The sequence below is a fragment of the Gammaproteobacteria bacterium genome (genome assembly GCA_014075255.1).
GTDB lineage: Bacteria > Pseudomonadota > Gammaproteobacteria > UBA4575 > UBA4575 > JABDMD01.
The window spans coordinates 2,427,377-2,452,008 of the sequence record CP046178.1 but is presented as its reverse complement, the minus strand read 5'-3'; the positions used below and the strand labels follow the sequence as shown (position 1 = coordinate 2,452,008).

The following is a 24,632-nucleotide window of genomic DNA, read 5'->3' as shown; positions in this document are numbered from 1 at the left end:
ATAGATTAAAACGTGGCTTTAGACCCCTCCATTCTCAGCAAGTTTATCGACGCCTGCGGAAAAGATTCAGTATTAACTAATCAAGGTGAATGTTGGGCCTATGGCTATGACAATAGCAAGCAACACACCTGCCCTGATTTAGTTCTACTCCCACAACAACACGAACAAATTCAACAAGCTGTTAAAATTTGCAATGAGCACAAGTTACCACTGACTGCGCGTGGCCGCGGCACAGGTACTACAGGCGCTGCCGTGCCTATTCAAGCAGGTGTCGTGCTATCCACTGAACACATGAATCAAATTTTAGAATTTGATTATAAAAATAGAAACATTCGCGTTGAGCCAGGTGTATTAAATGTAGAAGTTCAAAAACAAGCTGCAGAACAAAACTTATTTTGGCCACCCGATCCAAGCAGTGCTGATTATTGCAGTATAGGTGGCAACCTTGCCTGCAATGCCGCGGGGCCACGTGCGGTAAAATATGGCACCTGCAGAGAAAATACGCTGAGCCTCACCGCAATTACTGGCGCAGGCGAAACCATCCACACCGGCAGCGCCACCACTAAAGGCGTAGTGGGCTTAGACCTTACTCGTTTACTTATTGGCAGCGAAGGAATACTAGGCATCATTACCGAAGCGCGACTGAAGCTTAGTCCCAGACCTGAGTGCATTAATACTATTCGCGCTTTATACAAAAACTCCAGCACTGCTATTGAAGCGGTAGTGAATATACTGGCGCAAAGCGCACTACCCCATGCATTGGAATTCATTGATTCAGGTTCATTAAATTTAATTCGTAAAAATTCAAATCTTATATTAGACAAAGAAGCACAAGCCATGCTGATGATTGAAGTGGACGGGCTTAATAAAAACATTCAATTCAGTGCACAAGCCATTTTGAAGGCTGCAAATATTGCTGGCTGCATAGACATTCAAGATGCGGCAGACGAGCAACAAAAAGCAGCGCTTTGGGCCGCACGCAAAGCACTCTCCCCTGCACTGCGCAGCTTTGCACCGAATAAAATAAATGAAGACGTTGTCGTTCCCGTTACTCAGCTACCTACTTTATTGTCAGAGTTAGAAAAACTAAGCAATAAACATAACATCGCCATTTTTAATTTTGGCCATGCTGGCAACGGAAACTTACACGTAAATCTTTTGTACGATGCGAACAAACAAGAAAAAGCAGCTAAGAATTGTCTGAATGAAGTATTTGAACTTGTATTAAAGCTTGGCGGTACCCTTTCAGGTGAACATGGTATAGGAATAGCAAAGCGTGATTATGTTAGCCAAGAAATAGATGCCACAACATTAGCCTTAATGCAAAAAATCAAACAGCAGTTTGATCCAAACAATATACTTAACCCTGGAAAGACCTTGCCTGATTGAGCACATGGACGATGTTCAGGGTGCACAAGTACGCGGGAGACAGGATGTCGGGAGCGACTGCAGGAAAATAAGATGCAGCAGGGATGTAGCATCAGATTGAATTAATTATCCCTTTAATATCCGCGTTCGACCAATAGCGGTAATAATATGTTAGATCCTACGTATTTATAATTCTTATTCATCAATACTAAGCTTGAGACGAATTAATGGTTTGCTGCTTCCATAGACCGCAGCAATATAATATCGTATTTATACAACGCAAGGTGGCAGAATTGTGATCAAAACCCTAGTAAATGCTACTGAATTATTTCACTTGGTATATGTAAGCAGAACCACGAAAGCTTTCTTGGAGCATGATATTGAGAATATCGTACATGTATCTCAACGAAATAATCGGCGACTTGATATAACGGGGATTTTAGCCTTCGGAAACGGAAGGTTTATGCAATTTCTAGAAGGCTCGGAAATAGATGTAATTCAAATATTTTCAATTATAAAACAAGATCTTCGACACCATAATATTGATGTAATAAGACGTGGCAACATACCAAGACGACAATTCTCTGATTGGCACATGCGATTAACATATCCTAATGAAATAAGTATACGATCCGGTATTATTTACAATAAATTATTCGATTTAAAAATAAAGTCAGAGGCAATCATTGACTTTTCAATAGAATCTCGCGCGCTATTACTTGCATTTAAAAATATGTGCTAAATTACTCAACCCGAACAGGGTCATTGATAGAAACCTTTCCACCTTGAACCAAAAAGCCATAAACACCTGCGCAAGGTAAAACTTTATTTTCCAGCAAAGGGACTTCGAGCATGTTGTGGTTAACGATGGTTTTTAATACCTTCAGATCTTTTAAAAGCTGGCCATTGCGTAAATTTGGTATTGAGCAACGAGGCGTGGGGTCAGTAATTTTGAACTGCACACTATCGCCAATCATAACAGTTTTGCCAACCCAATCATTTTCAACAAATCCTGTCGTTTCAAGTGACGTCTCAACTACAAAATTAGGACGAAACCTACGCTCATCAAATTGCACCTCTGACGCAAGGCCAGCAAGTTGCTGAAGCGTTGCAGTCGTTAATATGTGGGTATCTGCATAATCGGAAAACTTGTTTTTCAACATGAGATCACCGATGTCTAAAATTGTCTCATCTTGCTCTAGTGGATCAAGGCGCTCTAAACTTATAGTATTAGGTCGTGATGAGGATAATGTTACCGGTCTTCCCACATACTCGGATAGCAATTCATCAATATGCTCATCTGTACTTAAAGCATTAAGCCCATTTGAAGAAGTAATTCGAACAGCAGGTAATTGATCATCTTGGCTGGGTTGTTTAACAAAGGCTGCATTTAATTCAAGCAACTTGCCCCATTTTTTTGGGTATTTAGCACTGGCTACCTTATGGTTGGACTGATCCAGCAAAGCATAGTCACGATCACCCACTACACCTCCTGCAGTGATATTGGCTTGATCCAACTTCACACCCTGCATCGACTTTACGGGATACTGCCAAATAGACTGAATGGACCCTATTATTTTTTTTGACTTAATATCCATATTTCCTCCCCCTAAGTTGGTAGGCGTTACTCAAGTGAAAAAAATAAGTATATATAATTTCATTTACTTTGAGTTAGCAGAACTTGCCTCCCTATCCATGGCGGTCGTAGCAATTCTTTTTTAAAAAAAACACTTCCAACTTATGCATTTTTTTTGTTAACATGCGATTTTATGAGACACAGCTTGTGTAATTTAGAAACATTTTACTGTTAACCTAAACAACCTACCTTTTAATCCACTTTAATTACCGCTACTTGATGTTGGCATATTAATTGCTGATATTTCTAAATAATATTTATATGAAGCCGTTAATAACTTCACCACATTACGCTTATTATTAGGGAGCACTATAATGCGTATTATATTACTTGGTGGCCCAGGTGCTGGAAAAGGTACTCAGGCAAACTTCATTGAAGAAAAATTCAACACTCCGCAAATTTCTACGGGCAATATGTTACGTGCTGCTATTGCAGAAGAGGTTCCTCTTGGTCTGCAGGCGAAACAAGTAATGGAGTCAGGCGGCTTAGTTTCTGATGAGATCATTCTAGGCTTAGTTAATGATCGAATTACTAAAGAGGATTGTAAAAATGGATATTTGTTTGATGGCTTTCCACGCACCATTGCCCAAGCAGAAGACCTAAAAGCACATGGTGTAGATATTGATTTTGTTATCGAAATCTATGTAGATGATGATGAAATTATTAAACGCATGAGTGGTCGGCGCGTGCACACAGCTTCTGGTCGTAGCTACCATATCGTGTTTAATCCACCAAAACATGAAAACCATGACGATGAAACGGATGACACATTGGTTCAACGCGAAGATGATAAAGAAGCTACAGTGCGAAAACGCTTAAATGTTTATCACACACAAACTCAACCGCTTATTGAGTATTACTCAAGATGGTCAGATAGCAACGATGAACATGCGCCTAAATTCATTCAGGTAAATGGGGTTGGAACAGTAACCGAAATCCGCGATCAGATTTTTGAAGCGTTAAAATTAAGTATGGCTTAAAATTTTATACCGCTGCCGCCTGTATTCCAGAACCTAACAGCCGCTCATAGATTTCTACATCTACCTCACTAAAGCAACAGGCAATAACTTCCTCAAACTTATTTTCATAATTTATTAACTGCTGAACGGCAATCACTGCTGCAGCTTGCTTGGGATATCCATATACCCCGGTACTGATTGCTGGAACAGCAATAGTTTTAATTTGTTTCTTTAGCGCTAGCTCAAAACTGTGTCGGTAACATTGCGCTAGTAATTCAGGCTCGCTCACATTTCCGCCCTGCCATACTGGGCCTACAGTGTGAATAATCCACTTGGCAGGAAGTTTAAAGCCAGGCGATATTTTGGCTGCTCCCGTTTCACAACCCTTTAATGTTTTATTAAACTCGAGAAGTTCTGGTCCTGCAGCCTTATGAATCGCACCATCTACACCCCCACCGCCTAACAAACTATTACTTGCTGCATTTACGATGGCATCAATTTTTAAAGTCGTAATATCGTCTTGTAAAACGTTTAACATTCTTTATGGAATTGCTTTACAACTAGATCTAAGTCGAATAACTGCAGTCTATTTCACTACACGTAAGTGTGGCGCTTTTTGCTTGCTTACATCATCTTGCGAATCATCATCACCTGGAGGCGGCAATTCTTCGTCGGCAAACATCATGCCTTGCCCATTTTCACGCGTGTAGATTGCTAGGATAAACTCAATCGGCACCATCACATCCATTGAAGTGCCATCAAACCTAGCATCAAAATTTACGGCTTCAATCCCAAGGTCAAGTGACTGCACGGCAGTTGGACCAAGATTTAGAACAATTTTTCCGTCTTCTTCGAATTGACGCGGGATAATGACTTGATCATTTTTTGTATCAACAAGGATATAGGGCGTCATACCATTGTCTACGATCCATTCGTACATCGCTCGTAGCAAGTAAGGTCGACTTGAAGTCATAGGCGAGAAACTAATAATCAGATAATTATACTGACCAGTATAACTTGTAAGGGTGGAAGGAAGTAATTACTTTACGTATCCACTAACCCGGCCACATTTCAACTTCTTCTTCAGACAAACTGCTTCTAAAGGAAGGTCGATCAAATACGCGCTCAGCATATTGCATAATCGGTTTAGCGGTAGCACCCAACTTAATTCCAAAATACGGCAACCTCCACAAGATTGGCGCAATACTGCAATCTACCAAACTGAATTCATCGCTAAGAAAATACGGTTTGGCGCTAAAAACCTCTACGGTAGACAGAATGCTTTCTTGTAAAGACTTCTTAGCTGCATTCGATACATCCGGATTACTAGAGTTAATTTCACTCAATGGCACATACCAATCTTTTTCAATATGGTATAAGGCCAAACGTGATTTAGATCGAGATACAGGATCTACCGGCATGAGCGGTGGATGTGGAAAACGCTCATCAAGATATTCCATAATTACGCGTGCATCATATAGCACTAACTCGCGATCAATTAAGGTTGGGACAGAGTTATACGGGTTAACATCAAGCAAGTCTTCAGGCTTATTGTTAGGGTCGATATGTACTACATCAACGGTAATATCTTTTTCCGCCAATACAATGCGCGTACGATGGCTCTGCGCACAATGTGGGTTTGAAAATAATGTCATTCCCGAACGTCGGTTTGCTACTAAAGCCATGTATTTCTCTTTTTATATTATTCGTTATGGGTCGATAAGAAAATTAATGTATGTCTTGCCAGTAATTTCTTTTCAAGAAGTAAGCGAGTATTCCCAAGAAAGCTAAGAATAATAGCACTTTTACTCCGATGCTCTTGCGTATCAACTGAGCAGGCTCACTAAGATATGCCAAGAAGTTAACAATATCTGTTACCACTTGTTCATATTCTTGCTCACTCATTGAACCAGTCTGTATTATTTCAAACTTATCAAATTCTTTGTGCTCAACACCACTACCACCTGGAGCAATATGAAATTCAGCACGCTGCATACCCTGTAGATTAGCGAATACATGTGGCATTGCTGTATTAGGTAAATACAAATTATTCACACCAAATGGTCGTGTGTCGTCTATATAAAATGTTTTTAGAAACTCATATACCGCCTGTGGCCCAATTGCACGTACATGTGTACTTAGATCGGGTGGGTCCACACCCAGAAACCATGTTTGTGCATCTTCACGTTTCATCGCCACCGTCATTAACTCACCAAACTTTTGGCCAGTAAAGATCATATTATTAATCATTTGGTCTTCGCTGATACCCAAATCATCTGCAACTCTCTTATAACGACTGTGTTGTGCTGGATGACAACTTAAACAGTAATTAACAAAATATTTTGCGCCACGCTGCAATGAAGCTTTATTAGATAGCTCAATGTTTACTTTCCCCACATCATATTTATAACCGCCGCCTGCACTCCATGCAGAATTCATCGCTAACATAGGTAAAACCAATAAAAATAAAACTTTGTTTACTATCTTCATGAGGTTACTCGCTCTGGTACTTGCTTTTCAGTATCCCAATTTGTGAACTGGGATAACAATAAAGTAATGAACAAATATGCAGCAGGTATTATTAATGTCGACCAAATTAAAGTAATAATCGAAGCTTCCTCTATTCCTCGACTTCTTACGAAGTCATAAAAAATTATCCCGCCAAGAAGTACAATAAAGCTACCAATCCAAAACCCACTTGAACGTGGTTTGCTATACGCCCACAACACAAAGAAGAACAAGAAGTATAATTCAGTAAAGCGTAATGCCAACTGTGAAAATAGATCAGTCACCGGCTTAAGGCCCAAGTAACCCAATATGATGAATGTAATTACAAAAATAATGAGGTTGATCTTAAACAAGACACTTCTATAACGAATCGATTTAATCGGGTTGCGATCAATCCAAGGCAAAGCAAACAAAACAACTATCGCCATTGCCATCATAAAAAATCCGCCAAATGGGTTTGGTATAGCACGCAACACCGTATAGAACGGTGTGAAATACCAAATAGGTGCAATATGATCCGGAGTGTTTAATGCATTCGCAGGATCAAAGTTGGCATGCTCTAGAAAATAGCCATTCATTTCCGGCATAAAGAAAATAACGAATGCAAAAATTGCCAAGAACACAACTGAACCTAGAATATCTTTAACCGTGTAGTAAGGATGGAATGGAATGCCGTCTAGAGGGATACCGTCTGCACCTTTCGTCTTTTTAATCTCAACACCATCTGGATTGTTAGAACCCACTTCATGTAACGCTAAGATGTGGCCAACGATTAAACCTAACAGCGCAAGCGGTACAGCAATAACATGTAACGAGAAGAAACGATTCAAAGTAGCATCAGAAATAACGAAATCACCACGAATCCACGTTGAAATGTACTCACCCACAAATGGAATAGTGTTAAACAAGTTAATGATTACTTGGGCACCCCAGTAAGACATGTTGCCCCATGGTAATAAATAACCCATAAAGGCTTCCGCCATTAAGGCCACATAAATAAGCATCCCGAATAGCCAAATCAATTCGCGCGGATTTTTAAATGATCCGTACATCAAGCCACGAAACATATGCAAGTACACGACGATGAAAAAGAATGAGGCACCCGTTGAATGCATGTAGCGAATTAACCAGCCCCAATTCACATCTCTCATGATGTGCTCAACCGATGCAAAGGCGAGTGCCGCATCTGGTTTGTAGTGCATGGTTAAAAAGATGCCGGTAAGAATCTGTATAACTAAAACAAGAAGCGCTAAGGAACCAAAGAAATACCAAAAGTTAAAGTTTTTTGGTGCGTAGTATTCAGATAAATGCTCTCTCCACATTTTTGAGAGTGGAAAACGTGCATCGATCCAACCCAATAGACCTGTTGATTGATCGCTCATGCTTTGGCCTCTTCTTCAGTCATACCAATCAGAATTCTATTCTCACTGATGAAATGATAAGGAGGTACTTCTAAATTTTTGTTTGCAGGAACATTTTTATAAACACGGCCGGCAAGATCGAAACGCGAACCGTGACAAGCACAATAAAATCCACCTAACCACGTTGCACCCACTTCTCCAGGGATAGGTTTGAATTCAGGTGCGCAACCTAAGTGTGTGCATATGCCAATTAGCACTAAGAATTCATCATTAATGGACCGAATCTCGTTTTGAGCAAAGGCAGGCTGTTGAGATATTTCTTCTGAATTTGGATCACGAAGTTTTTCTGTTAACTTGCTTAACGTGCCAATCATTTCGGGAGTGCGGCGAATAATCCAAACCGGTTTGCGACGCCAGACTTCTTGAATTTGTTGTCCCGGTTCCATTTTGCTTACATCCACTTCAACCGGAGCACCTGCAGCCAGTGCGCTTGCACTTGGGTTCATGCTTGCTACGAAAGGCACAAAGGCCGCAACGGTACCAATACCGCCAACAACTGCAGTACCAATGGTGAGTGCTTTACGACGACCCGTATCGATGTTGTCTTTTGCCATGTACTAACTCTCCTCGCTTTGCCTCAACGAAGTGCAATGATTTAGTTTAATTTGAATGATGAAATATCGATTTTAATAAATGGTTTGTGTACAAAAATTCACCATAGAACATCAGCACACGAAAGACGCGTAGGATGGCGCAAGAACTGAATTTCGTCAAGTAGAAGTTAGAAAAATGCTTTGATTACGCGGGGTTATCCACGTCTACAAATTCATGCTCTATCCCAAATTGTTTAGACAAATGATCCGCCAACGCTTGTACACCATATCGCTCCGTTGCGTGGTGTCCCGCAGCAAAATAGTGTATGCCAGCCTCGCGCGCTAGATGCGTAGTTGCCTCAGAAATTTCACCACTAATATATGCGTCTAAATTCTGGCGCACGGCTACATCAATGAAATTTTGACCAGCACCTGTACACCAACCAATTGTGGTTATATCGGACGACCCAGCATGGATATGTGTACTTTCCCGCTGTAGCAACGAATCCATCGAATTTTTAAATACTTCTGCTTTGGTTGGTGATTTCAAATGCCCATAACTTCCACACACCTTATTAGCACTGCTGCACAAATCACCATCAATTTGAATGCCTAATAATCGCCCTAATTGCGCATTATTTCCTAGCTGTGGGTGGACATCTAATGGTAAATGGTAAGCTAGTAAACTGATATTATTTTGCAGTAACGTCGCGATACGTTTGCGCTTTATACCAACAATACGAGCATCCTCATTTCTCCAAAAATAACCATGATGAACCAAAATAGCATCGGCATTTTTTTCACAAGCGAGATCAATTAAAGCCTGGCTTGCTGTAACACCTGTGACTACACTATGTACTTCACTCCTACCTTCAATTTGTAACCCGTTTGGGCAATAATCTTTAAATCGATCTATCTGTAAAAAAGTATTTATGTATTCTGTAAGCTCTTCTAACAACACCATAATAAACACGAAAATTATCTAGTAGTGACTAGGTTAACGTACTGATGAAGATTCGCAAGCTGTTGCTATTCGTATTGCAAGCCGCGGCAGTTGGCGTGCTCGCAGCTGTGTTACTGCTGATTTTCTTGCCTGACTACATCATTGATAAGCGCCCGGTTGTAGAGTTTCTACAAGATGACTCTGATCGTCCTACTAATATCGGCACAGGACCTGTTTCTTATGCAGAAGCAGTACGTCGCGCCAGCCCGGCCGTTGTAAATATTTATACAAGCAAACAAGTGGTTACAAATCCCAGCCCACTTCTTGATAACCCTACTATCCGTCGTTTTTTTGGTGATCAGAATCGATCGCGAGAACGCACACAAACAAGTTTGGGTTCAGGTGTGATCATGAACTCACAGGGTTATGTGCTTACCAATTATCACGTCATTGAAAATGCAGATGAAATAGAAGTATTTCTAGCAGATGGCAATACCGTCTCTGCAAACGTGTTAGGCGCCGATCCGGAAACCGATTTAGCCGTACTCACTATTGGCGTAGAAAACTTACCTGGCATTGTCATTAGTGACACCACTAAATTAGAAGTTGGCGACGTGGTACTCGCTATAGGCAATCCATTTGGATTCGGCCAAACGGTTACCCAAGGAATTATCAGTGCCACAGGCAGGGACCGCTTAGGCATCAATACATTTGAAAACTTTATTCAAACGGATGCTGCAATCAACCCAGGTAATTCTGGCGGTGCATTAATTAATGCTTACGGAGAGTTGGTCGGTATCAATACCGCAATCTTTTCTAAGTCTGGTGGCTCACAAGGAATTGGCTTTGCCATTCCCATTGGCTTAGCCAGCGATGTAATGTCGCAAATTATTGAACACGGTCGGGTTATTCGTGGCTGGCTAGGTTTAGAGCTGCAAAATCTCTCTCCACAACTTGCAGAATCATTTGGACTGATTGATCGCACCGGCGTTTTAGTTGCAGGCGTGGTGAGACAAAGCCCAGCTTATAAATTTGGCATCCGGCCTGGAGACATTATTTTAAGTTTTAACGACAAAGCTATTCGTGATGCAAAAACTATTCAAAATGAAATTGCCAGCAGCAAACCCAGCTCTGAAGTCACAATAAGCGGATTACGCCGTGGCAAAATATTTGAAGTTCAAGCTAAGATTGGGCAACGCCCTATTTACAGATAAACAAATAGTAAATTATTATGAAAACGCAGAGCTTAGTACATTTATAAAAGCTTGGTTTTCCTTCTCTGTTCCAACCGTTACCCGCAAACAATTTTCTAATAAATCGTTACCAAAGGAACCACTAGAAACATTTTTAATAATTATTTTATTATCTAGCAGGTGCTGATAGACCCTATCTGCAGTGCCGCTCAAAACTCTAAACAGAATAAAGTTTGCTTCACTTGGAAATACTTCTATATTTTCCATTACTTGCAACGCATTTGACAAAACTTCTCGCTGTTGACAAATCTGCTCAGCCTGCTGATTAAAAACAGCGATATTCCGCAATGCAAAATTTGTGCTTACTTGTGTCAAAACATTGATGTTGTACGGCAAGCGCATTTTATCTAGCTCATTCACCCACCGCCCTTCGCCCAACATCCAACCTAAGCGTAATCCCGCTAAGCCCATTTTTGAAACTGTACGCATCATTAATGCATGAGGGTAACGTTCCACCAATGACATCATTGAATAGGCAGCAAACGGCGAATAAGCTTCATCAATTACCACTAAGCCCGTCGCCTGCTTGATAATATTTTCAACCTGATCTTGCGGCCAAAGTGTACCGGTAGGATTGTTTGGGCAAGCCAAAAATATAATTGCTGGCTGATGTTCTTGCATTGCCTTTTCAAGCAAATCTATTTGTAACGCAAAGCTATCTTGCTGCAATGGCACTTCTACAACATTCACTCCAATATATTCAGCAATCAGCTTATACATAGAAAAACTTGGTGTAACTGTAAGAATGCTTGCGTTTGGCTTTGCGATCGCCATCACTAATAATTGGATCAGCTCGTCAGAGCCATTTCCAAATATTAATTCAAGTTTTGGTGAAAGTGAAAATGCTTGTTGTAAAGTTTTCTTAAGTTCAGATGCGTGTGGATTTGGATAACGGTTTAAATCGACCTGTTTCAATTCTGTGAGCCATTGTTCCTTTAACGTCGCAGGGTAGATATATGGGTTTTCCATTGCGTCTAATTTAATCAGACCACTAGAATCCGCCACATGATAAGCCTGCATATTGGCAAGCTCAGCGCGCAGTATATTTTTTGGCGTGACATTCATCGGTAAAATTTTTAACTATTTACGTCTAAAGTCTGCTGATCTAGCGTGCGCCGTCAAACCTTCGCCATGCGCTAATGTAGACGCTATCGAACTTAATTTATTTGCACCTTGTTTAGAACAATTCACAACGCTGGTGCGTTTTTGGAAATCATACACACCCAGCGGCGAAGAAAATCTCGCCGTACCTGCAGTGGGCAATACGTGATTAGGTCCTGCACAATAGTCTCCAAACACCTCAGGAGAATAATGTCCCAAGAAAATAGCTCCTGCATTACGAATTTTTTTCAACAATTCTTCAGGATTAGCAACACACAACTCCAGATGTTCTGGGGCAATTTGATTTGAAAGCTCTGCAGCTTCATCTAACCCACTAACCTGTATAAATGCCCCAAAGTTATTTATAGAGTCAATAATAATTTCTGTGTGGTCAAGATCTTTTAACAACAGTTCCATTTGCTGTTGAACTTGATCAAAAAATTTCACATCATTACTGATTAAAATTGCACGCGCATTGGCATCATGCTCAGCCTGTGAAAATAAATCCATTGCCACCCATTCTGGATTCGCACTGCTATCACATATCACTAATACCTCGGATGGCCCAGCAATCATATCTATTCCGACCTTTCCAAACACCTGTTGTTTCGCACTGGCAACATAAGCATTTCCTGGCCCAACTATTTTATCAACTTGGGGAATCGTTTCTGTACCATAAGCAAGTGCTGCAACTGCCTGAGCACCGCCAATCGTAAACACTCTATCAACACCCGCAATCGATGCAGCAGCCATAACCATGCTGTTTATCTCACCACTTGGCGTGGGAACCACCATAATTATTGAGTCTACACCTGCCACTTTTGCAGGAATGACATTCATCAATACAGAAGATGGATAAGCTGCTTTACCACCCGGCACATAGACACCCACTCTTTCTAGCGCAGTAACCACTTGGCCAACTTCATTGCCATCATCATCTTTAGTTGACCATGATTGAAGGCTTTGTTTCTCAGCATAATCACGAATCCGTTTAGCGGCTGCCACTAATGCCTGGGATTGTTCAGCGCTTATTTTTGTTAGCGCCTCTTGCATCTGCTGCTTAGAAATTTCTAATTCAGAAACTTGCGCAGCACTGACATGATCAAATTTTTTAGTATAAGCCAGTAATGCATTATCGCCATTCTCACGAATGTCTTTAATAATAGATTCTACGGTATGACGCACATCATTCTCTGCCGACTGATTTTGTTGTAGCAAATTATTAAAGTGCACAGAGAAATCTGCGTCTTGAGAAGAAAGACGACGTATATCCAACATGTTTTTTTAAACTAAAAGGAGTTAGGCCGCGCTTGCCGCTGACTTAGAATGTCGTCGTTCGCGAACTGCGCTGGCAAGAGTATGTAGTAAGGTTTCCGTATCTTCCCAACCTAAGCAAGCGTCGGTAATACTTTGACCGTAGACGAGCTCTTGTCCGGGTTTTGCGTTTTGACGACCCGCAATCAAATGACTTTCGATCATCAAACCAAAAATACGCATATCTCCAGCACTGAGCTGCTGAGAAATGGAATCACCTACTTCTATTTGCTTATCGTGCTGCTTCAAACTGTTTGCGTGACTAAGATCCACCATAATACGAGCCGCTAAACCCGACTTTTCTAGTAAAGCTGATGCTTCATTGATGCTTTCTGGACTATAGTTAGGCTGATCATTTCCACCACGCAGAATGATATGGCAATCTTTGTTGCCAGCAGTTGAAAAAATTGCAGATTTACCTTCTTTAGTAACCGACAAAAAGTGGTGCGGATTCATTGCCGAACCAATAGCATCAACTGCAACCTGCAAACCACCATCAGTCGCATTTTTAAATCCAACCGGGCATGACAAGCCAGATGATAATTCTCGATGTACTTGGCTTTCAGTTGTTCGCGCTCCAATTGCACCCCAACTCACCAAATCGGCAACATATTGTGGGCTAATTAAGTCTAAATATTCTGTACCTGCAGGCATTCCTGATTCATTAAGATCAAGTAACAACTTTCGTGCAACACGCAAACCTTTATTAATCTCAAAACTATCATCTAAATTAGGATCATTAATTAAACCCTTCCAGCCCACTGTAGTGCGCGGCTTTTCAAAATACACGCGCATGACGATCATCAAGTCACCTGCTATCTCGTCACGTACTTTTGTTAAACGACCTGCATATTCACGTGCAGCATCTGCATCATGAATCGAACACGGACCGACAATAACTAGTAAACGATCATCTTCGCCATGTAAGATTTTTTGCGCAGCACTACGCGCAGTTAAAACGCACTGAGCAGATTTTTCACTTACGGGAATTTCTTGGCGTATCTCAGAAGGTGCAATAACCTCTTTAGTTTCTACTATTCTGAGATCGTCCGTTTGATGTTGCATGATGATCTTTCCTGACCTTTATAAATTTCTTGGAATTTCTATGAGAATATTCTCTTGGAAATACTATGGTTTCTCGACAGCTAGCCTGAATTCTTCAATTAAAGGTTTAAGTGTAGCAGATTTTATCTTCATTGCTGCCTTGTTAACAATCAGACGCGAACTGATATCGGCAATATGCTCGGTAGCCACCAATCCATTTGCTTTTAGTGTGCTGCCGGTTGCAACCAGGTCAACGATACAATCCGCCAAGCCCAATAATGGCGCGAGTTCCATCGAACCATAAAGCTTTATCAATTCTACTTGCTGACCTTTAGAAGCAAAGTAACGACGCGTGCTTTGTAAATATTTCGTGGCCACCCGCATACGACGGTTTCCAGCACTCTTGCCTTCAACTCCTGCCGCCATCAATTGACACTTTGCAATGCCTAGATCCAGCGGTTCATAAATTCCGTCTCCACTAAATTCCATTAAGGTATCTTTGCCGACCACACCTAATTCTGCCGCGCCGTATTGCACATAGGTCGGTACATCCGTTGCACGAATAATTAATAAACGAACATCTGGTTTATTGGTGGGCAACACCAATTTGCGTCCATCTAATTCTTTTTGCGCAACCGTGATGCCGATTTTTTCCAACAGCTCGCGACACTCATCAAAGATGCGTCCTTTGGATAAGGCTATAGTGGTAAACTGTTTGTTTGCTTGTGCAGACATGAATGAAAATTTTTATTTAATGAGGTACGCGACGAATATTTGCGCCCAGCTGCGCTAACTTCTCTTCAATGCATTCGTACCCACGGTCGATGTGATAAATGCGATCGACAATGGTTTGCCCTTCCGCTACCAAGCCTGCCAAAATTAAACTTGCTGACGCACGAAGATCGGTTGCCATAACCGGTGCAGCAATTAATTTATCTACTCCCGTTACAATTGCTGTATTGCCTTCTACCTTAATGTTTGCACCCATGCGTTGCATTTCTTGCACGTGCATAAAACGGTTTTCAAAAACAGACTCGGTAATCGCGCAAGAACCTTCCGCAATACAATTTAGTGCGGTGAACTGCGCCTGCATATCGGTTGGAAATGCAGGATAGGGTGCGGTGCGTAAATTAATACTCTTTGGACGACGCCCTCGCATATCAATGTCAATCCAGTCATGCCCGCTGCTAATTGTGGCGCCTGCTTTATCGAGTTTCTGTAATACCGATTCTAAAATTTTTGGTTGTGTATCTTTTAATTTTACGTGTCCGCCGGTTATGGCTGCAGCGACTAAAAAAGTCCCTGTCTCAATACGGTCTGCCAACACACTATAGTGACAACCTTTTAACTCCTTCACGCCATGAATAGTGATGGTATCGGTGCCAGCGCCTTCAATAATAGCGCCCATAGCAATTAAACAATCGGCTAAATCGGTGACTTCAGGCTCGCGCGCCGCATTTTCGATTATGCTGGTACCATCTGCTAGCGTTGCCGCCATCATTAAATTTTCCGTACCGGTTACCGTAACCATATCCATAACCAAGTGCGCACCTTTTAAGCGCTTGGCGCTTGCATGGATATAACCCGCCTTGACCTCTATATTTGCGCCCATGGATTCCAAACCACGCAAATGCATATTCACTGGACGAGAACCAATCGCACAACCACCTGGTAACGATACTTCTGCATGACCAAAACGTGCGAGTAATGGGCCTAATACCAATATCGATGCACGCATGGTTTTAACCACATCGTAATGTGCAAAAAATTCCTGAATCGTGCTGGTATCCGTTTCAATATTCATATACTCATCGATGGTAAGTGAAACTCCCATGCGACCGAGCAATTCCATGGTAGTAGTAACGTCCTGCAAGTGTGGCACGTTGGCAATTTGCATGGGACCTTCGGCCAACAAAGTTGCAGCCAAGATGGGTAGCACTGCATTTTTTGCGCCTGAGATCCGTACATCACCCAGCAAAGGCTTGCCGCCTTCAATTAATAATTTTTCCATACGTTACGATGAGGAGATTAAGTTAAGAGATGTACGATTGAGAAGGTAGGGATCTTAACGAACCCATCTGCTAGTTGCTAGCTAAGTGTTGACTTTTTACTTAGCTGATGTGGATATTAAGCACATCCTGAAGCTTGTTTATCTCAACCAGCTTTTGAGTCTTCTCAGTTGCATTCCTAAATACAAGATCTTTGTTATTACAATGCGCCCAACGCGACCAGGCAACCATTAGCGCTAAACCACCACTATCAAATTTCTTTGCCGCACCGATATCTATTTCTAAACTATCTTCGAACACTTCTAACAATGATTTTCGCGCCTGTTTCCAAACTTCAGGAACACTCGCAAAAGTTAGGTCGCCTGTAACGGTAAAACGACCTGGCTCTATATATTTAAAATCTGACACGTGTAATTAAACTGATATTGACACTAAAGTTACTCTGCCACTTCGTCTATTGCACCAGAATTATTTGTATTGGCTAAACGCGCAATCAATGCATCCAAAGAAGTCTCTCTGATCTCTTGATTGAAACTGGTACGAAAATTCTTTACCAAACTAAGACCATCAACCGCCAAGTCAAACACCTTCCACTCAGTTTGCTTATTCTTACGAAATATATAGGCAACTTGTAAAGCTGGCCTACCGGAGCCTACATCAAGTTCGGATTGCACGGTATAATACTTTCCTTCTTCTTTATCGCGCGCAGGAAGCACATTCACTTTTGCATGCCCATAATCAACCAAAGACTTTGCATAAGTGCGAATTAGCATGTCTTTAAATTCAGCAACGAAACTTGTTCGTTGTTCTGCACTCGCTTTTTTCCAATATTTTCCCAAGATCAATTTACCCATCGAATCTAAATCGATGATGGGTATCACGGTGTCATTAATCAGTTGATTGATTAAAGTTGGATCTTCGCGCAAACGCTCATTCTCATCATTAATTGTCTTAAGAATGTTTGTTGAAGTTTCTTCAACAATTTGCTCTGGCTTACGGTCATCGATAGCCAAGGCGATGCTGCTCACTAGCATTGCTAACACAGCGAGCGTGGTTACCGAAACTTGAATAAATATTTGAGATAGATGCTTGCGGTTTATTAGCCTATTCTTCATCACAATGAGTTCCCCTAAATTAGGATGGTTATATATTAAAAATCAATGACTTATACATTTTTAGCTACCCTGATGTAAGTTTGACAACAATTTTGCCAATTATCTCCTCTAATACCAGGGCCGATTGAGTAAATTCTATATTGTCGCCAGTGACCAGCACATCCTCTTCCGCACCAGGCTCCAACGCTACATACTGCTCACCTAGCAAGCCCGCAGTGTAAATGCTCGCAGTGGTATCAATTGGGAAATAATCATGTGCTGCTTCAAGACGCATCACTACCTTAGCCTCGTATCGATTTGAATCGTAGACGATTTCAATTACCTGACCTACGCGCACACCCGATACCGTTACCGGTGAACGTACTTTCAAACCACCAATATTTTCAAAATAGGCCGACACTTCGTAACCGTCTTTGCTAGTTAGCCTACTTAAATTACTAACTTTCATCGCCAACATAAAGAAAGCTAAAAACCCGAGCACTACAAAAAGCCCCACCATGGTTTCGATAAAACGCGTTGTCATAATTTCATTTACCTAATTTTTTCTTATCACGTTAAATAAGCTCTACAAATTTCCAAACATTAACGCTGTTAAAATAAAGTCTAAACCCAGCACAGCAAGTGCCGAATTTACTACCGTGTGCGTAGTGGCTAAACTAATTCCTTCTGCGGTTGGCATTGCATCATAACCCTTATATAAAGCAATCCAAACACAAGCAATAGCAAACACTACGCCCTTAATCATGCCATTCGCTACATCATCAACGAGGTCTACATTGGCTTGCATCTGTGACCAATAAGAGCCCTCATCAATTCCTAGCAAACCTACACCGACAAATCTGCCGCCCAATATACCCACTGCAGTGAAAATCGCGGTAAGCAATGGTACTGAAATAAAACCACCGATAAAACGCGGTGTAATGATTCGTTTAATCGGGTCAACAGCCATCATCTCCATACTGGAGAGTTGCTCCGTTGCTTTCATTAATCCTATTTCAGCAGCTAATGCTGAACCTGCTCGGCCAGCAAATAGTAATGCGGTTACTACAGGACCCAGTTCGCGCACCAAGGTCATCGCCACCACCACTCCTAGTGATTCTTCTGCCCCAAAGTCCACTAAGGTTATATAACCCTGCAAACCCAGCACCATGCCCACAAAAAGACCGGATACGACGATAATCGTAAGAGACAAAACACCTATGGAATAAACTTCTTTGATGATCAATCTTGGTCGCGTCAAAGCGTGTGGAATTGCAGCAATTATTCTGGCAAAAAAGATAGAAGCGCGGCCCAGGTTCTCAAACAAACCCAATGCCCAGCCACCAATATTCTGTAAGGTTGCAGCTATCATTATCTACCTACTAGTAAATCTTCTTTAAAATTATCGGAAGGATAATGAAATGGAACAGGCCCATCCGGCAGCCCTTGCAAAAACTGTTGCATCCATTCTGATGAACTGGTGGACAAATCAGCAGATGTACCGGACTCCACAATCTCACCTTCGGAGATGACATAAATATAATCAGCAATGGATAACGTCTCATCTACATCATGCGAAACGATGACACTGGTAAGCCCCATGCTTTCATTCAACTCTTTTATTAACGTCACAATAGTACCTTTTGTGATCGGATCTAACCCAGTAAAAGGCTCGTCATACATAATCATCGAAGGATCCAAAACAATTGCACGCGCCAAAGCCACTCGCCTCGCCATACCACCCGATAATTGACTGGGCATAAGCTTGCGCGCACCGCGCAAACCTACTGCTTCTAATTTTAGTAGCACCAAATCACGCATGATTTGTTCTGGCAATTGTGTATGTTCTCGCAATGGAAACGCAACATTTTCAAATACGTTTAAATCGGTAAGCAACGCGCCACTTTGAAACAGCATGCCCATCTGCTTACGCACCGCATAAAGTGTATTTTGACCAACATTATGAATATCTTCGCCAAACACCTGCACAGTTCCCTGTTGAGGGTGTAACTGGCCACCAATGAGCTTTAGCAAAGTGGTTTTACCTGTTCCACTTGGACCCATAAATGCAGTAACTTGGCCAGCACGAATATCTAAACTGATGCCGTTGAAAATTTTGTGCGTACCGCGGGTAAAATGCAGGTCACGGATTTGTACGATTGATTCCACTATATTTATTCTTCTTTTATAGCCAGCACGAAGTGAGTGCAATTTTTCTATGTAATTACCACATAAAACAGGCAAACATCATACCTGCTTATAGTATGCTTGGCGACGTACTCACCCACTAGTTACTAACAATTCAATTAATTAACTAAACAAGCAAGTCTCTAAGCGTACATATGTTGATCTTTATTGCTGCTCTTGGAATAGGGTTTTTACTCCTAATGTGGAGTGCAAATACTTTCGCAAATAATGCACTACTGCTGGGCAAGCATTTTAATATCTCAAAAATTTTAATAGGTATTGTCATCCTTGGTTTTGGCACCTCTGCACCTGAACTTTTGGTATCTGCATTATCAGCATGGCAAGGAAATGCAGGCCTCGCAATTGGAAATGCGATTGGTTCAAATATTACCAACATACTGCTAGTTCTAGGCGCAACGCTTTGTATATTAGCGATTAGAATTGACGCAAAGTTAATACGAAAAAATTTCTTATTGTTACTGGCTGCAACTGCTTTATTTAGCCTGCTAATTTTTGACCAACAATTAAGTTTTGTTGATGGCGTTATATTAGCTATCGCATTAATTTTCATACTTTATCTGCTCTCGCGTTTTGAAGATCAAACGGATAACTCGGCAGACGAAACATTACCCGCTGTCAACCTAGCTCTCCCAAAAATCGTCACAGGATTATTCATTGGCCTTGCGGTTCTTTTAGCAAGCTCAAAATTAGTAGTATGGAGTGCAACAGAAGTTGCATTACAACTAGGTGTAAGCGACATAATTATTGGCCTTACCATTGTTGCATTCGGCACTAGTTTGCCCGAGTTAGCGACCTGCGTGGCCAGTGCGATGAAAAGGCATGGTGAACTCGCACTCGGCAATATCGTAGGGTCGAATATTTTCAACACCCTTGGCGTAACTGCAACTGCAAGCTTGATTACATCTTATAATCTCCCTGAGAAAATTTATACACGCGACTATCCTGTTATGCTAATTGCCACAGGAGTATTATTTTTACTGGTGATGATTTTCTTACGTAAAAAAATCATTCCGCGAGGATTTGGACTACTATTTATTGCTGGATATGCAGCATACATATATCTAATTTATACCCAATCTCTATAGATAAACTTTAATATGAAATCTGATCAAAATATTCTAGTTCGCGCAAAGTCCATTCGCTTAGCCTTGTTTGATGTCGACGGTGTTTTTACCAATGGAAATATCCATATTGATTCGCAGGGCGAAGAAATTAAAACCTTTAGCACTTTAGATGGTCATGGCATACGCTTACTACAACATTACGGAATACAAGTGGGTGTTATAACCGGACGCAGTTCCAAAGCACTGGAACATCGCATGCGCGATCTAAATGTTGAACATGTTTATCAAGGTAGTATTGATAAATACTCGGCATTTCAGCAGTTATTAAATAAACTTAACTTAAGCCCAGAACAAACCTCTTTTGCAGGGGATGATATTGTTGACTTACAAGTGATGTCACATTGTGGTTTGGCCATTGCTGTGGCAAATGCGCATCATTTTGTAAAAAAGCATGCGCATTGGGAAACTTCCGCAAAAGGCGGCCATGGTGCGGTACGCGAAATTTGTGAACTGTTGCTGGAATCGCAAGGTCTATTAGAAGAAGCTTTGAACTATAACCTACACAAAGGCCATGACTAATAGCATCACTAATAAGTACCCTATTTTTCACATTTAACGTAGGTGAATAAATAAATGTCATATAGATTAGTTTGGATTTTCTGTTTAATTGTAGTGGGCGCAGCGCTCACCTTATCGTTTTTAAATCAGCGAGACAGTTACACAGAAATCGTTTCTCCTTCAACGTCAATCAACACCCCCACAGTCAGCTTCGAAAATATTGAAATGATTATTAACTCCCCTGCTGGTCAACCACAGTATGAATTATCGGCACCTAAATATTGGCTCTATCATGACCAGCAAAGAAGTGAGTTTACTTCGCCAGATATTGTGATTTATAACGAAAATGGCAGTAAAATTTATGCCACTTCTGAAAAAGGCCAAACACATGACGACAATGATGTGATTACCTTAATCGGTGATGTGAAAATCGAACAACCAAGTACCAATGCTGAACCAGTCCCATTAAGCATCTATACCGAGATGCTCACGGTTTCACAAAAAAAGCAGCAGGTGACCACAGATATGGCCGTGACGGCTACTCGCGGTTCTCAACAAGTAACCGCCCTTGGCATGACCATGAATTTAAACGATAAGGTGCTTCATCTTCATAAAAATGTTAAAGGTCAATATAATCCTTAAATACATTATTGTTAAATATGAACAACAAATTTAAAATAATTATTAAAGTCGCAACGATTTTCTTAGCACATTCTATATACGTCTCCAATGCGCTAGCACTGACAGACGACTCCACTAAGCCAATTAATATTCAGGCAGATTCGGCAGAAATTAATGATGCGACAGGCATCAGCACCTACCGTGGTAATGTAAAAATTACTCAAGGCAGCACTATCTTAACGGGTGACATTGTGATACTTGAGACGGCAAATAAAAAAGTTCAGAAAATTATATCTGAAGGAAAACTAAGCACCTTCAAACAAACCACCGACGATGGAAGAAAGATAAATGCCGAAGCTGAAAAAATGGTTTACAGCATTACAGGGAATAAAATTGTTTTAACCACGAATGCAAAACTAACTGAAGCGGGGAATACTTTTGCCAGTGACAAAATTACATTCTATACAGATAAAGAAATTGTTACCGCTGGCAGCTCAACTGGCAATGATCGAGTGAATATAACTGTTTTTCCAGAAACCATTAAAGAAGACACTCAACAATAAAAAACATCAACGAATAATAGCTGGCATTACTACTAATATATTTATATGAATACCATGAGCGCAGAAAACTTGCGCAAACAATTTAAATCTCGCGTAGTGGTCGACAATGTCTCGCTTGAAATTAAATCTGGCGAAATTGTAGGCTTGCTTGGCCCCAATGGGGCAGGCAAAACCACCTGCTTTTATATGTTAGTGGGCCTAATACAGTGCAATGATGGAAACATTAAGCTTGATGGGCAAGACATTACACGTCTACCTATGCACATTAGAGCCAAACAAGGCATTGGTTATCTACCTCAGGAAGCATCCATATTTCGAGGATTGACGGTAGAACAAAATATTCTGGTTAGCCTAGAAGCAAGAGGCGTACTAAAAAAGAATCAACGTAAGGAGCAATGCAATGCATTACTCTCTGATTTACAAATTGAACATATTCGTGACCATAAAGGTTTAAGCTTGTCTGGCGGCGAAAGAAGACGCGCCGAGATTGCACGAGCGCTTGCCATGCAACCTAAATTTATATTACTCGATGAACCTTTTGCAGGGGTAGATCCCATTTCAGTAAAAGATATTCAACGTATATTAAAAGAACTTCGCGACAAAGACATCGGCTTATTGATTACAGACCACAACGTTCGCGAAACCTTAGGTATTTGTAACCACGCCTATATACTCAATGAAGGACGTATGCTCGCAAAAGGAACACCGAATAGTTTATTGGACAACAAAGAAGTGCAAGATGTCTATCTCGGCTCAAACTTTACTCTTAGCTAATACCGCTATCTCTTAAATAGCTTCCACTAATTTCTTCGCATAACACGGCGTAGAGCTTACTACGGGTCGTATTCAGTCGATGAGCCGTAGATTCTTTTAGTTTTTAATAAGCAATTTCCGTGCCATAATCAAATTTATGCTGAAACCTTCGCTTCAACTTCGGATAGGTCAACAGTTAACGATGACCCCACAATTGCAACAAGCCATACGCTTGCTGCAACTCTCCTCATTGGAGCTGAAAGCTGAGATTCAAGAAGCCTTTGAAACCAATCCCATGCTTGAGACCGAAGATGACCAAGCTCCGGAGACCTCAACAACCCCTGAAGATCAAACATCAAAAGAAGATGTCAGCGATGCTAAAGAACTAGGCACAAATGAGAGCTTACCTGACGAGTTACCCACTGATAGTCAATGGGATGACTATTACGAACCCAGTCAACCCACAACACCATCAACGCAAAAAACTGAAGATTATTCCTCTTTTTTAGAAAACCAAAGCGGTGACGATCAAGATTCATTACAGGAGCATTTATTGTGGCAACTTGAACTAAGTTCACTCACTGAGCTAGATCATATGATTGCAATCACACTTATAGATTCATTTGATGAATCTGGTTATCTACAGGAGTCAGTAGAAAGTATTTATGAAAACCTTCGCAAAGACTATGAAGAAATAGAGTTAGATGAAGTCGAGGCTGTTCTGAAATTTGTACAACGTCTAGACCCCATAGGATCTGGCTCTAGAAGCCTACAAGAATGTATAGAGATACAGCTGCAACAGATGAGCGAGGACACAGACTCACTTAATACTGCCCAGCTTTTAGCTGCAAAACATCTAGACCTAGTAGCCACAAAAAACCACAAGCAACTTTTAAAGATCACTAAATTACCAATAGAGGAACTCGAAGAAGCCATTAGCTTAATTCAGTCACTCAACCCACGACCCGGAGATTTAGTTAACACACCAAAGTCAGATTATATTGTGCCAGATGTATATGTATCTAAACATGACGGTATTTGGCATGTCCGACTCAACACTGAGAGCGCACCGAAGTTACGTATTAACGACGTATATTCAAGTTTGATAAAAGATTCTAGTAAAAGTAATGACACAGAATATTTACGTAACCAACTACAAGAAGCACGTTGGTTTATTAAAAGTCTACAAAGCCGTAATGAAACTTTAATGCGAGTAGCCAATTCTATATTGCGCCACCAAAGAGCATTTTTTGAATATGGTGAAGAAGCTATGCGACCATTAGTATTGCGAGATATTGCGGAGGAACTAGATTTACATGAGTCTACTATTTCCCGAGTGACCACAAATAAGTACTTAGACTGCGCACGAGGTGTTTTCGAGTTTAAATACTTTTTCTCAAGCCATGTCAACACAAATGATGGGGGAATTTGTTCCGCTACTGCAATTCGAGCCATGATCAAAAAATTGATTAAACAAGAAGTACAAGGCAAACCGCTAAGTGACAATAAAATAGCGACATTACTTGAACAAAATGGCATCACTGTGGCACGTCGCACAATCGCCAAATATAGGGAATCTATGGGAATACCGTCATCCAGCGAAAGAAGACAAATTATTTAATTTGTTTTAATCCTATGACGACTGTGATCTACTATTGTCATGAATAATTGAAGGAGTAATT

General features: G+C 41.0%; 28 protein-coding genes. 10 read left to right on the top strand and 18 right to left on the bottom strand.

Features of this window, described 5'->3' with window-relative positions; genetic code table 11:
- Nucleotides 1–12 precede the first annotated feature (12 nt).
- Nucleotides 13–1,389: an FAD-binding protein gene (locus GKR92_12555; protein ID QMU62484.1), complete on the top strand. Its 1,377-nt coding sequence runs from the start codon at nucleotides 13–15 to the stop codon at nucleotides 1,387–1,389.
- Between the two features lie 247 nt (nucleotides 1,390–1,636).
- Nucleotides 1,637–2,110, top strand: coding sequence for a hypothetical protein (locus tag GKR92_12550; protein ID QMU62483.1), 474 nt, complete (start codon nucleotides 1,637–1,639; stop codon nucleotides 2,108–2,110).
- Between the two features lies 1 nt (nucleotide 2,111).
- On the opposite strand, the gene GKR92_12545 is transcribed toward GKR92_12550, so the two are convergent.
- On the bottom strand, nucleotides 2,112–2,966 hold the full coding sequence (locus tag GKR92_12545; protein ID QMU62482.1) for an MOSC domain-containing protein: 855 nt from the start codon (nucleotides 2,964–2,966) through the stop codon (nucleotides 2,112–2,114).
- Nucleotides 2,967–3,318: 352 nt separating this feature from the next.
- Between GKR92_12545 and GKR92_12540 the strand changes: the two genes are divergently transcribed.
- Nucleotides 3,319–3,984: an adenylate kinase gene (locus GKR92_12540; protein QMU62481.1), complete on the top strand. Its 666-nt coding sequence runs from the start codon at nucleotides 3,319–3,321 to the stop codon at nucleotides 3,982–3,984.
- 4 nt (nucleotides 3,985–3,988) lie between these two features.
- Here the strand turns inward: GKR92_12540 and GKR92_12535 are convergent, their stop codons facing one another.
- The 7 genes from GKR92_12535 to GKR92_12505 all read right to left on the bottom strand — a co-directional run bounded on the left by GKR92_12535 (nucleotide 3,989) and on the right by GKR92_12505 (nucleotide 9,389).
- Nucleotides 3,989–4,501 carry an O-acetyl-ADP-ribose deacetylase gene (locus tag GKR92_12535; GenBank protein ID QMU62480.1) on the bottom strand — a complete coding sequence of 171 codons (513 nt, stop codon included), beginning with the start codon at nucleotides 4,499–4,501 and terminating at the stop codon, nucleotides 3,989–3,991.
- A 48-nt stretch (nucleotides 4,502–4,549) separates the two neighbouring features.
- Nucleotides 4,550–4,936, bottom strand: coding sequence for a ClpXP protease specificity-enhancing factor (locus GKR92_12530; GenBank protein ID QMU62479.1), 387 nt, complete (start codon nucleotides 4,934–4,936; stop codon nucleotides 4,550–4,552).
- An 82-nt stretch (nucleotides 4,937–5,018) separates the two neighbouring features.
- Nucleotides 5,019–5,648 carry a stringent starvation protein A gene (locus GKR92_12525; protein ID QMU62478.1) on the bottom strand — a complete coding sequence of 210 codons (630 nt, stop codon included), beginning with the start codon at nucleotides 5,646–5,648 and terminating at the stop codon, nucleotides 5,019–5,021.
- A gap of 43 nt (nucleotides 5,649–5,691) precedes the next feature.
- A complete protein-coding gene (locus tag GKR92_12520; protein ID QMU62800.1) occupies nucleotides 5,692–6,411 on the bottom strand; it encodes a cytochrome c1 in 720 nt (239 codons plus the stop codon).
- Between the two features lie 38 nt (nucleotides 6,412–6,449).
- Nucleotides 6,450–7,853: a cytochrome b gene (locus GKR92_12515; GenBank protein QMU62477.1), complete on the bottom strand. Its 1,404-nt coding sequence runs from the start codon at nucleotides 7,851–7,853 to the stop codon at nucleotides 6,450–6,452.
- Nucleotides 7,850–8,446, bottom strand: a complete 597-nt coding sequence (petA, locus tag GKR92_12510; protein QMU62476.1) for a ubiquinol-cytochrome c reductase iron-sulfur subunit — start codon at nucleotides 8,444–8,446, stop codon at nucleotides 7,850–7,852. Before petA ends, GKR92_12515 begins: the two co-directional genes overlap by 4 nt.
- 184 nt (nucleotides 8,447–8,630) lie before the next feature.
- On the bottom strand, nucleotides 8,631–9,389 hold the full coding sequence (locus GKR92_12505; protein ID QMU62475.1) for a Nif3-like dinuclear metal center hexameric protein: 759 nt from the start codon (nucleotides 9,387–9,389) through the stop codon (nucleotides 8,631–8,633).
- Between the two features lie 44 nt (nucleotides 9,390–9,433).
- On the opposite strand from GKR92_12505, the gene GKR92_12500 reads away from it, so the two are divergent.
- Nucleotides 9,434–10,582 carry a trypsin-like serine protease gene (locus GKR92_12500; protein QMU62474.1) on the top strand — a complete coding sequence of 383 codons (1,149 nt, stop codon included), beginning with the start codon at nucleotides 9,434–9,436 and terminating at the stop codon, nucleotides 10,580–10,582.
- A gap of 15 nt (nucleotides 10,583–10,597) precedes the next feature.
- Here GKR92_12500 and GKR92_12495 read toward each other — a convergent pair whose 3' ends face one another.
- The 10 genes from GKR92_12495 to GKR92_12450 all read right to left on the bottom strand — a co-directional run bounded on the left by GKR92_12495 (nucleotide 10,598) and on the right by GKR92_12450 (nucleotide 19,352).
- A complete protein-coding gene (locus GKR92_12495; GenBank protein ID QMU62473.1) occupies nucleotides 10,598–11,686 on the bottom strand; it encodes a histidinol-phosphate transaminase in 1,089 nt (362 codons plus the stop codon).
- 15 nt (nucleotides 11,687–11,701) lie between these two features.
- The gene (gene hisD, locus GKR92_12490; protein QMU62472.1) at nucleotides 11,702–13,000 is read right to left on the bottom strand and encodes a histidinol dehydrogenase; all 1,299 of its coding nucleotides are present in this window, start codon (nucleotides 12,998–13,000) and stop codon (nucleotides 11,702–11,704) included.
- A 21-nt stretch (nucleotides 13,001–13,021) separates the two neighbouring features.
- On the bottom strand, nucleotides 13,022–14,101 hold the full coding sequence (locus GKR92_12485) for a 3-deoxy-7-phosphoheptulonate synthase (protein ID QMU62471.1): 1,080 nt from the start codon (nucleotides 14,099–14,101) through the stop codon (nucleotides 13,022–13,024).
- A gap of 63 nt (nucleotides 14,102–14,164) precedes the next feature.
- On the bottom strand, nucleotides 14,165–14,815 hold the full coding sequence (locus tag GKR92_12480; protein QMU62470.1) for an ATP phosphoribosyltransferase: 651 nt from the start codon (nucleotides 14,813–14,815) through the stop codon (nucleotides 14,165–14,167).
- A gap of 16 nt (nucleotides 14,816–14,831) precedes the next feature.
- A complete protein-coding gene (murA, locus tag GKR92_12475) occupies nucleotides 14,832–16,091 on the bottom strand; it encodes a UDP-N-acetylglucosamine 1-carboxyvinyltransferase (protein QMU62469.1) in 1,260 nt (419 codons plus the stop codon).
- Nucleotides 16,092–16,191: 100 nt separating this feature from the next.
- Nucleotides 16,192–16,497 carry an STAS domain-containing protein gene (locus GKR92_12470; GenBank protein QMU62468.1) on the bottom strand — a complete coding sequence of 102 codons (306 nt, stop codon included), beginning with the start codon at nucleotides 16,495–16,497 and terminating at the stop codon, nucleotides 16,192–16,194.
- 29 nt (nucleotides 16,498–16,526) lie between these two features.
- A complete protein-coding gene (locus GKR92_12465) occupies nucleotides 16,527–17,204 on the bottom strand; it encodes a hypothetical protein (protein ID QMU62467.1) in 678 nt (225 codons plus the stop codon).
- A gap of 64 nt (nucleotides 17,205–17,268) precedes the next feature.
- The gene (gene mlaD / locus GKR92_12460; protein ID QMU62466.1) at nucleotides 17,269–17,730 is read right to left on the bottom strand and encodes an outer membrane lipid asymmetry maintenance protein MlaD; all 462 of its coding nucleotides are present in this window, start codon (nucleotides 17,728–17,730) and stop codon (nucleotides 17,269–17,271) included.
- Nucleotides 17,731–17,769: 39 nt separating this feature from the next.
- Nucleotides 17,770–18,552, bottom strand: a complete 783-nt coding sequence (gene mlaE / locus GKR92_12455) for a lipid asymmetry maintenance ABC transporter permease subunit MlaE (protein ID QMU62799.1) — start codon at nucleotides 18,550–18,552, stop codon at nucleotides 17,770–17,772.
- 2 nt (nucleotides 18,553–18,554) lie between these two features.
- Complete coding sequence (locus GKR92_12450; protein QMU62465.1) at nucleotides 18,555–19,352, bottom strand: ATP-binding cassette domain-containing protein; 798 nt, start codon at nucleotides 19,350–19,352, stop codon at nucleotides 18,555–18,557.
- 173 nt (nucleotides 19,353–19,525) lie between these two features.
- Between GKR92_12450 and GKR92_12445 the strand changes: the two genes are divergently transcribed.
- The 6 genes from GKR92_12445 to GKR92_12420 all read left to right on the top strand — a co-directional run bounded on the left by GKR92_12445 (nucleotide 19,526) and on the right by GKR92_12420 (nucleotide 24,571).
- Nucleotides 19,526–20,476: a calcium/sodium antiporter gene (locus GKR92_12445; protein QMU62464.1), complete on the top strand. Its 951-nt coding sequence runs from the start codon at nucleotides 19,526–19,528 to the stop codon at nucleotides 20,474–20,476.
- Between the two features lie 12 nt (nucleotides 20,477–20,488).
- Nucleotides 20,489–21,034 carry an HAD-IIIA family hydrolase gene (locus GKR92_12440; GenBank protein ID QMU62463.1) on the top strand — a complete coding sequence of 182 codons (546 nt, stop codon included), beginning with the start codon at nucleotides 20,489–20,491 and terminating at the stop codon, nucleotides 21,032–21,034.
- Nucleotides 21,035–21,088: 54 nt separating this feature from the next.
- Nucleotides 21,089–21,655 (top strand): LPS export ABC transporter periplasmic protein LptC, encoded by a 567-nt coding sequence (gene lptC / locus GKR92_12435; protein ID QMU62462.1) that lies wholly within the window; start codon nucleotides 21,089–21,091, stop codon nucleotides 21,653–21,655.
- A 17-nt stretch (nucleotides 21,656–21,672) separates the two neighbouring features.
- The gene (gene lptA, locus GKR92_12430; GenBank protein ID QMU62461.1) at nucleotides 21,673–22,197 is read left to right on the top strand and encodes a lipopolysaccharide transport periplasmic protein LptA; all 525 of its coding nucleotides are present in this window, start codon (nucleotides 21,673–21,675) and stop codon (nucleotides 22,195–22,197) included.
- Nucleotides 22,198–22,242: 45 nt separating this feature from the next.
- A complete protein-coding gene (gene lptB, locus GKR92_12425; GenBank protein QMU62460.1) occupies nucleotides 22,243–22,971 on the top strand; it encodes an LPS export ABC transporter ATP-binding protein in 729 nt (242 codons plus the stop codon).
- 136 nt (nucleotides 22,972–23,107) lie between these two features.
- On the top strand, nucleotides 23,108–24,571 hold the full coding sequence (locus tag GKR92_12420; GenBank protein ID QMU62459.1) for an RNA polymerase factor sigma-54: 1,464 nt from the start codon (nucleotides 23,108–23,110) through the stop codon (nucleotides 24,569–24,571).
- Nucleotides 24,572–24,632: the final 61 nt, after the last annotated feature.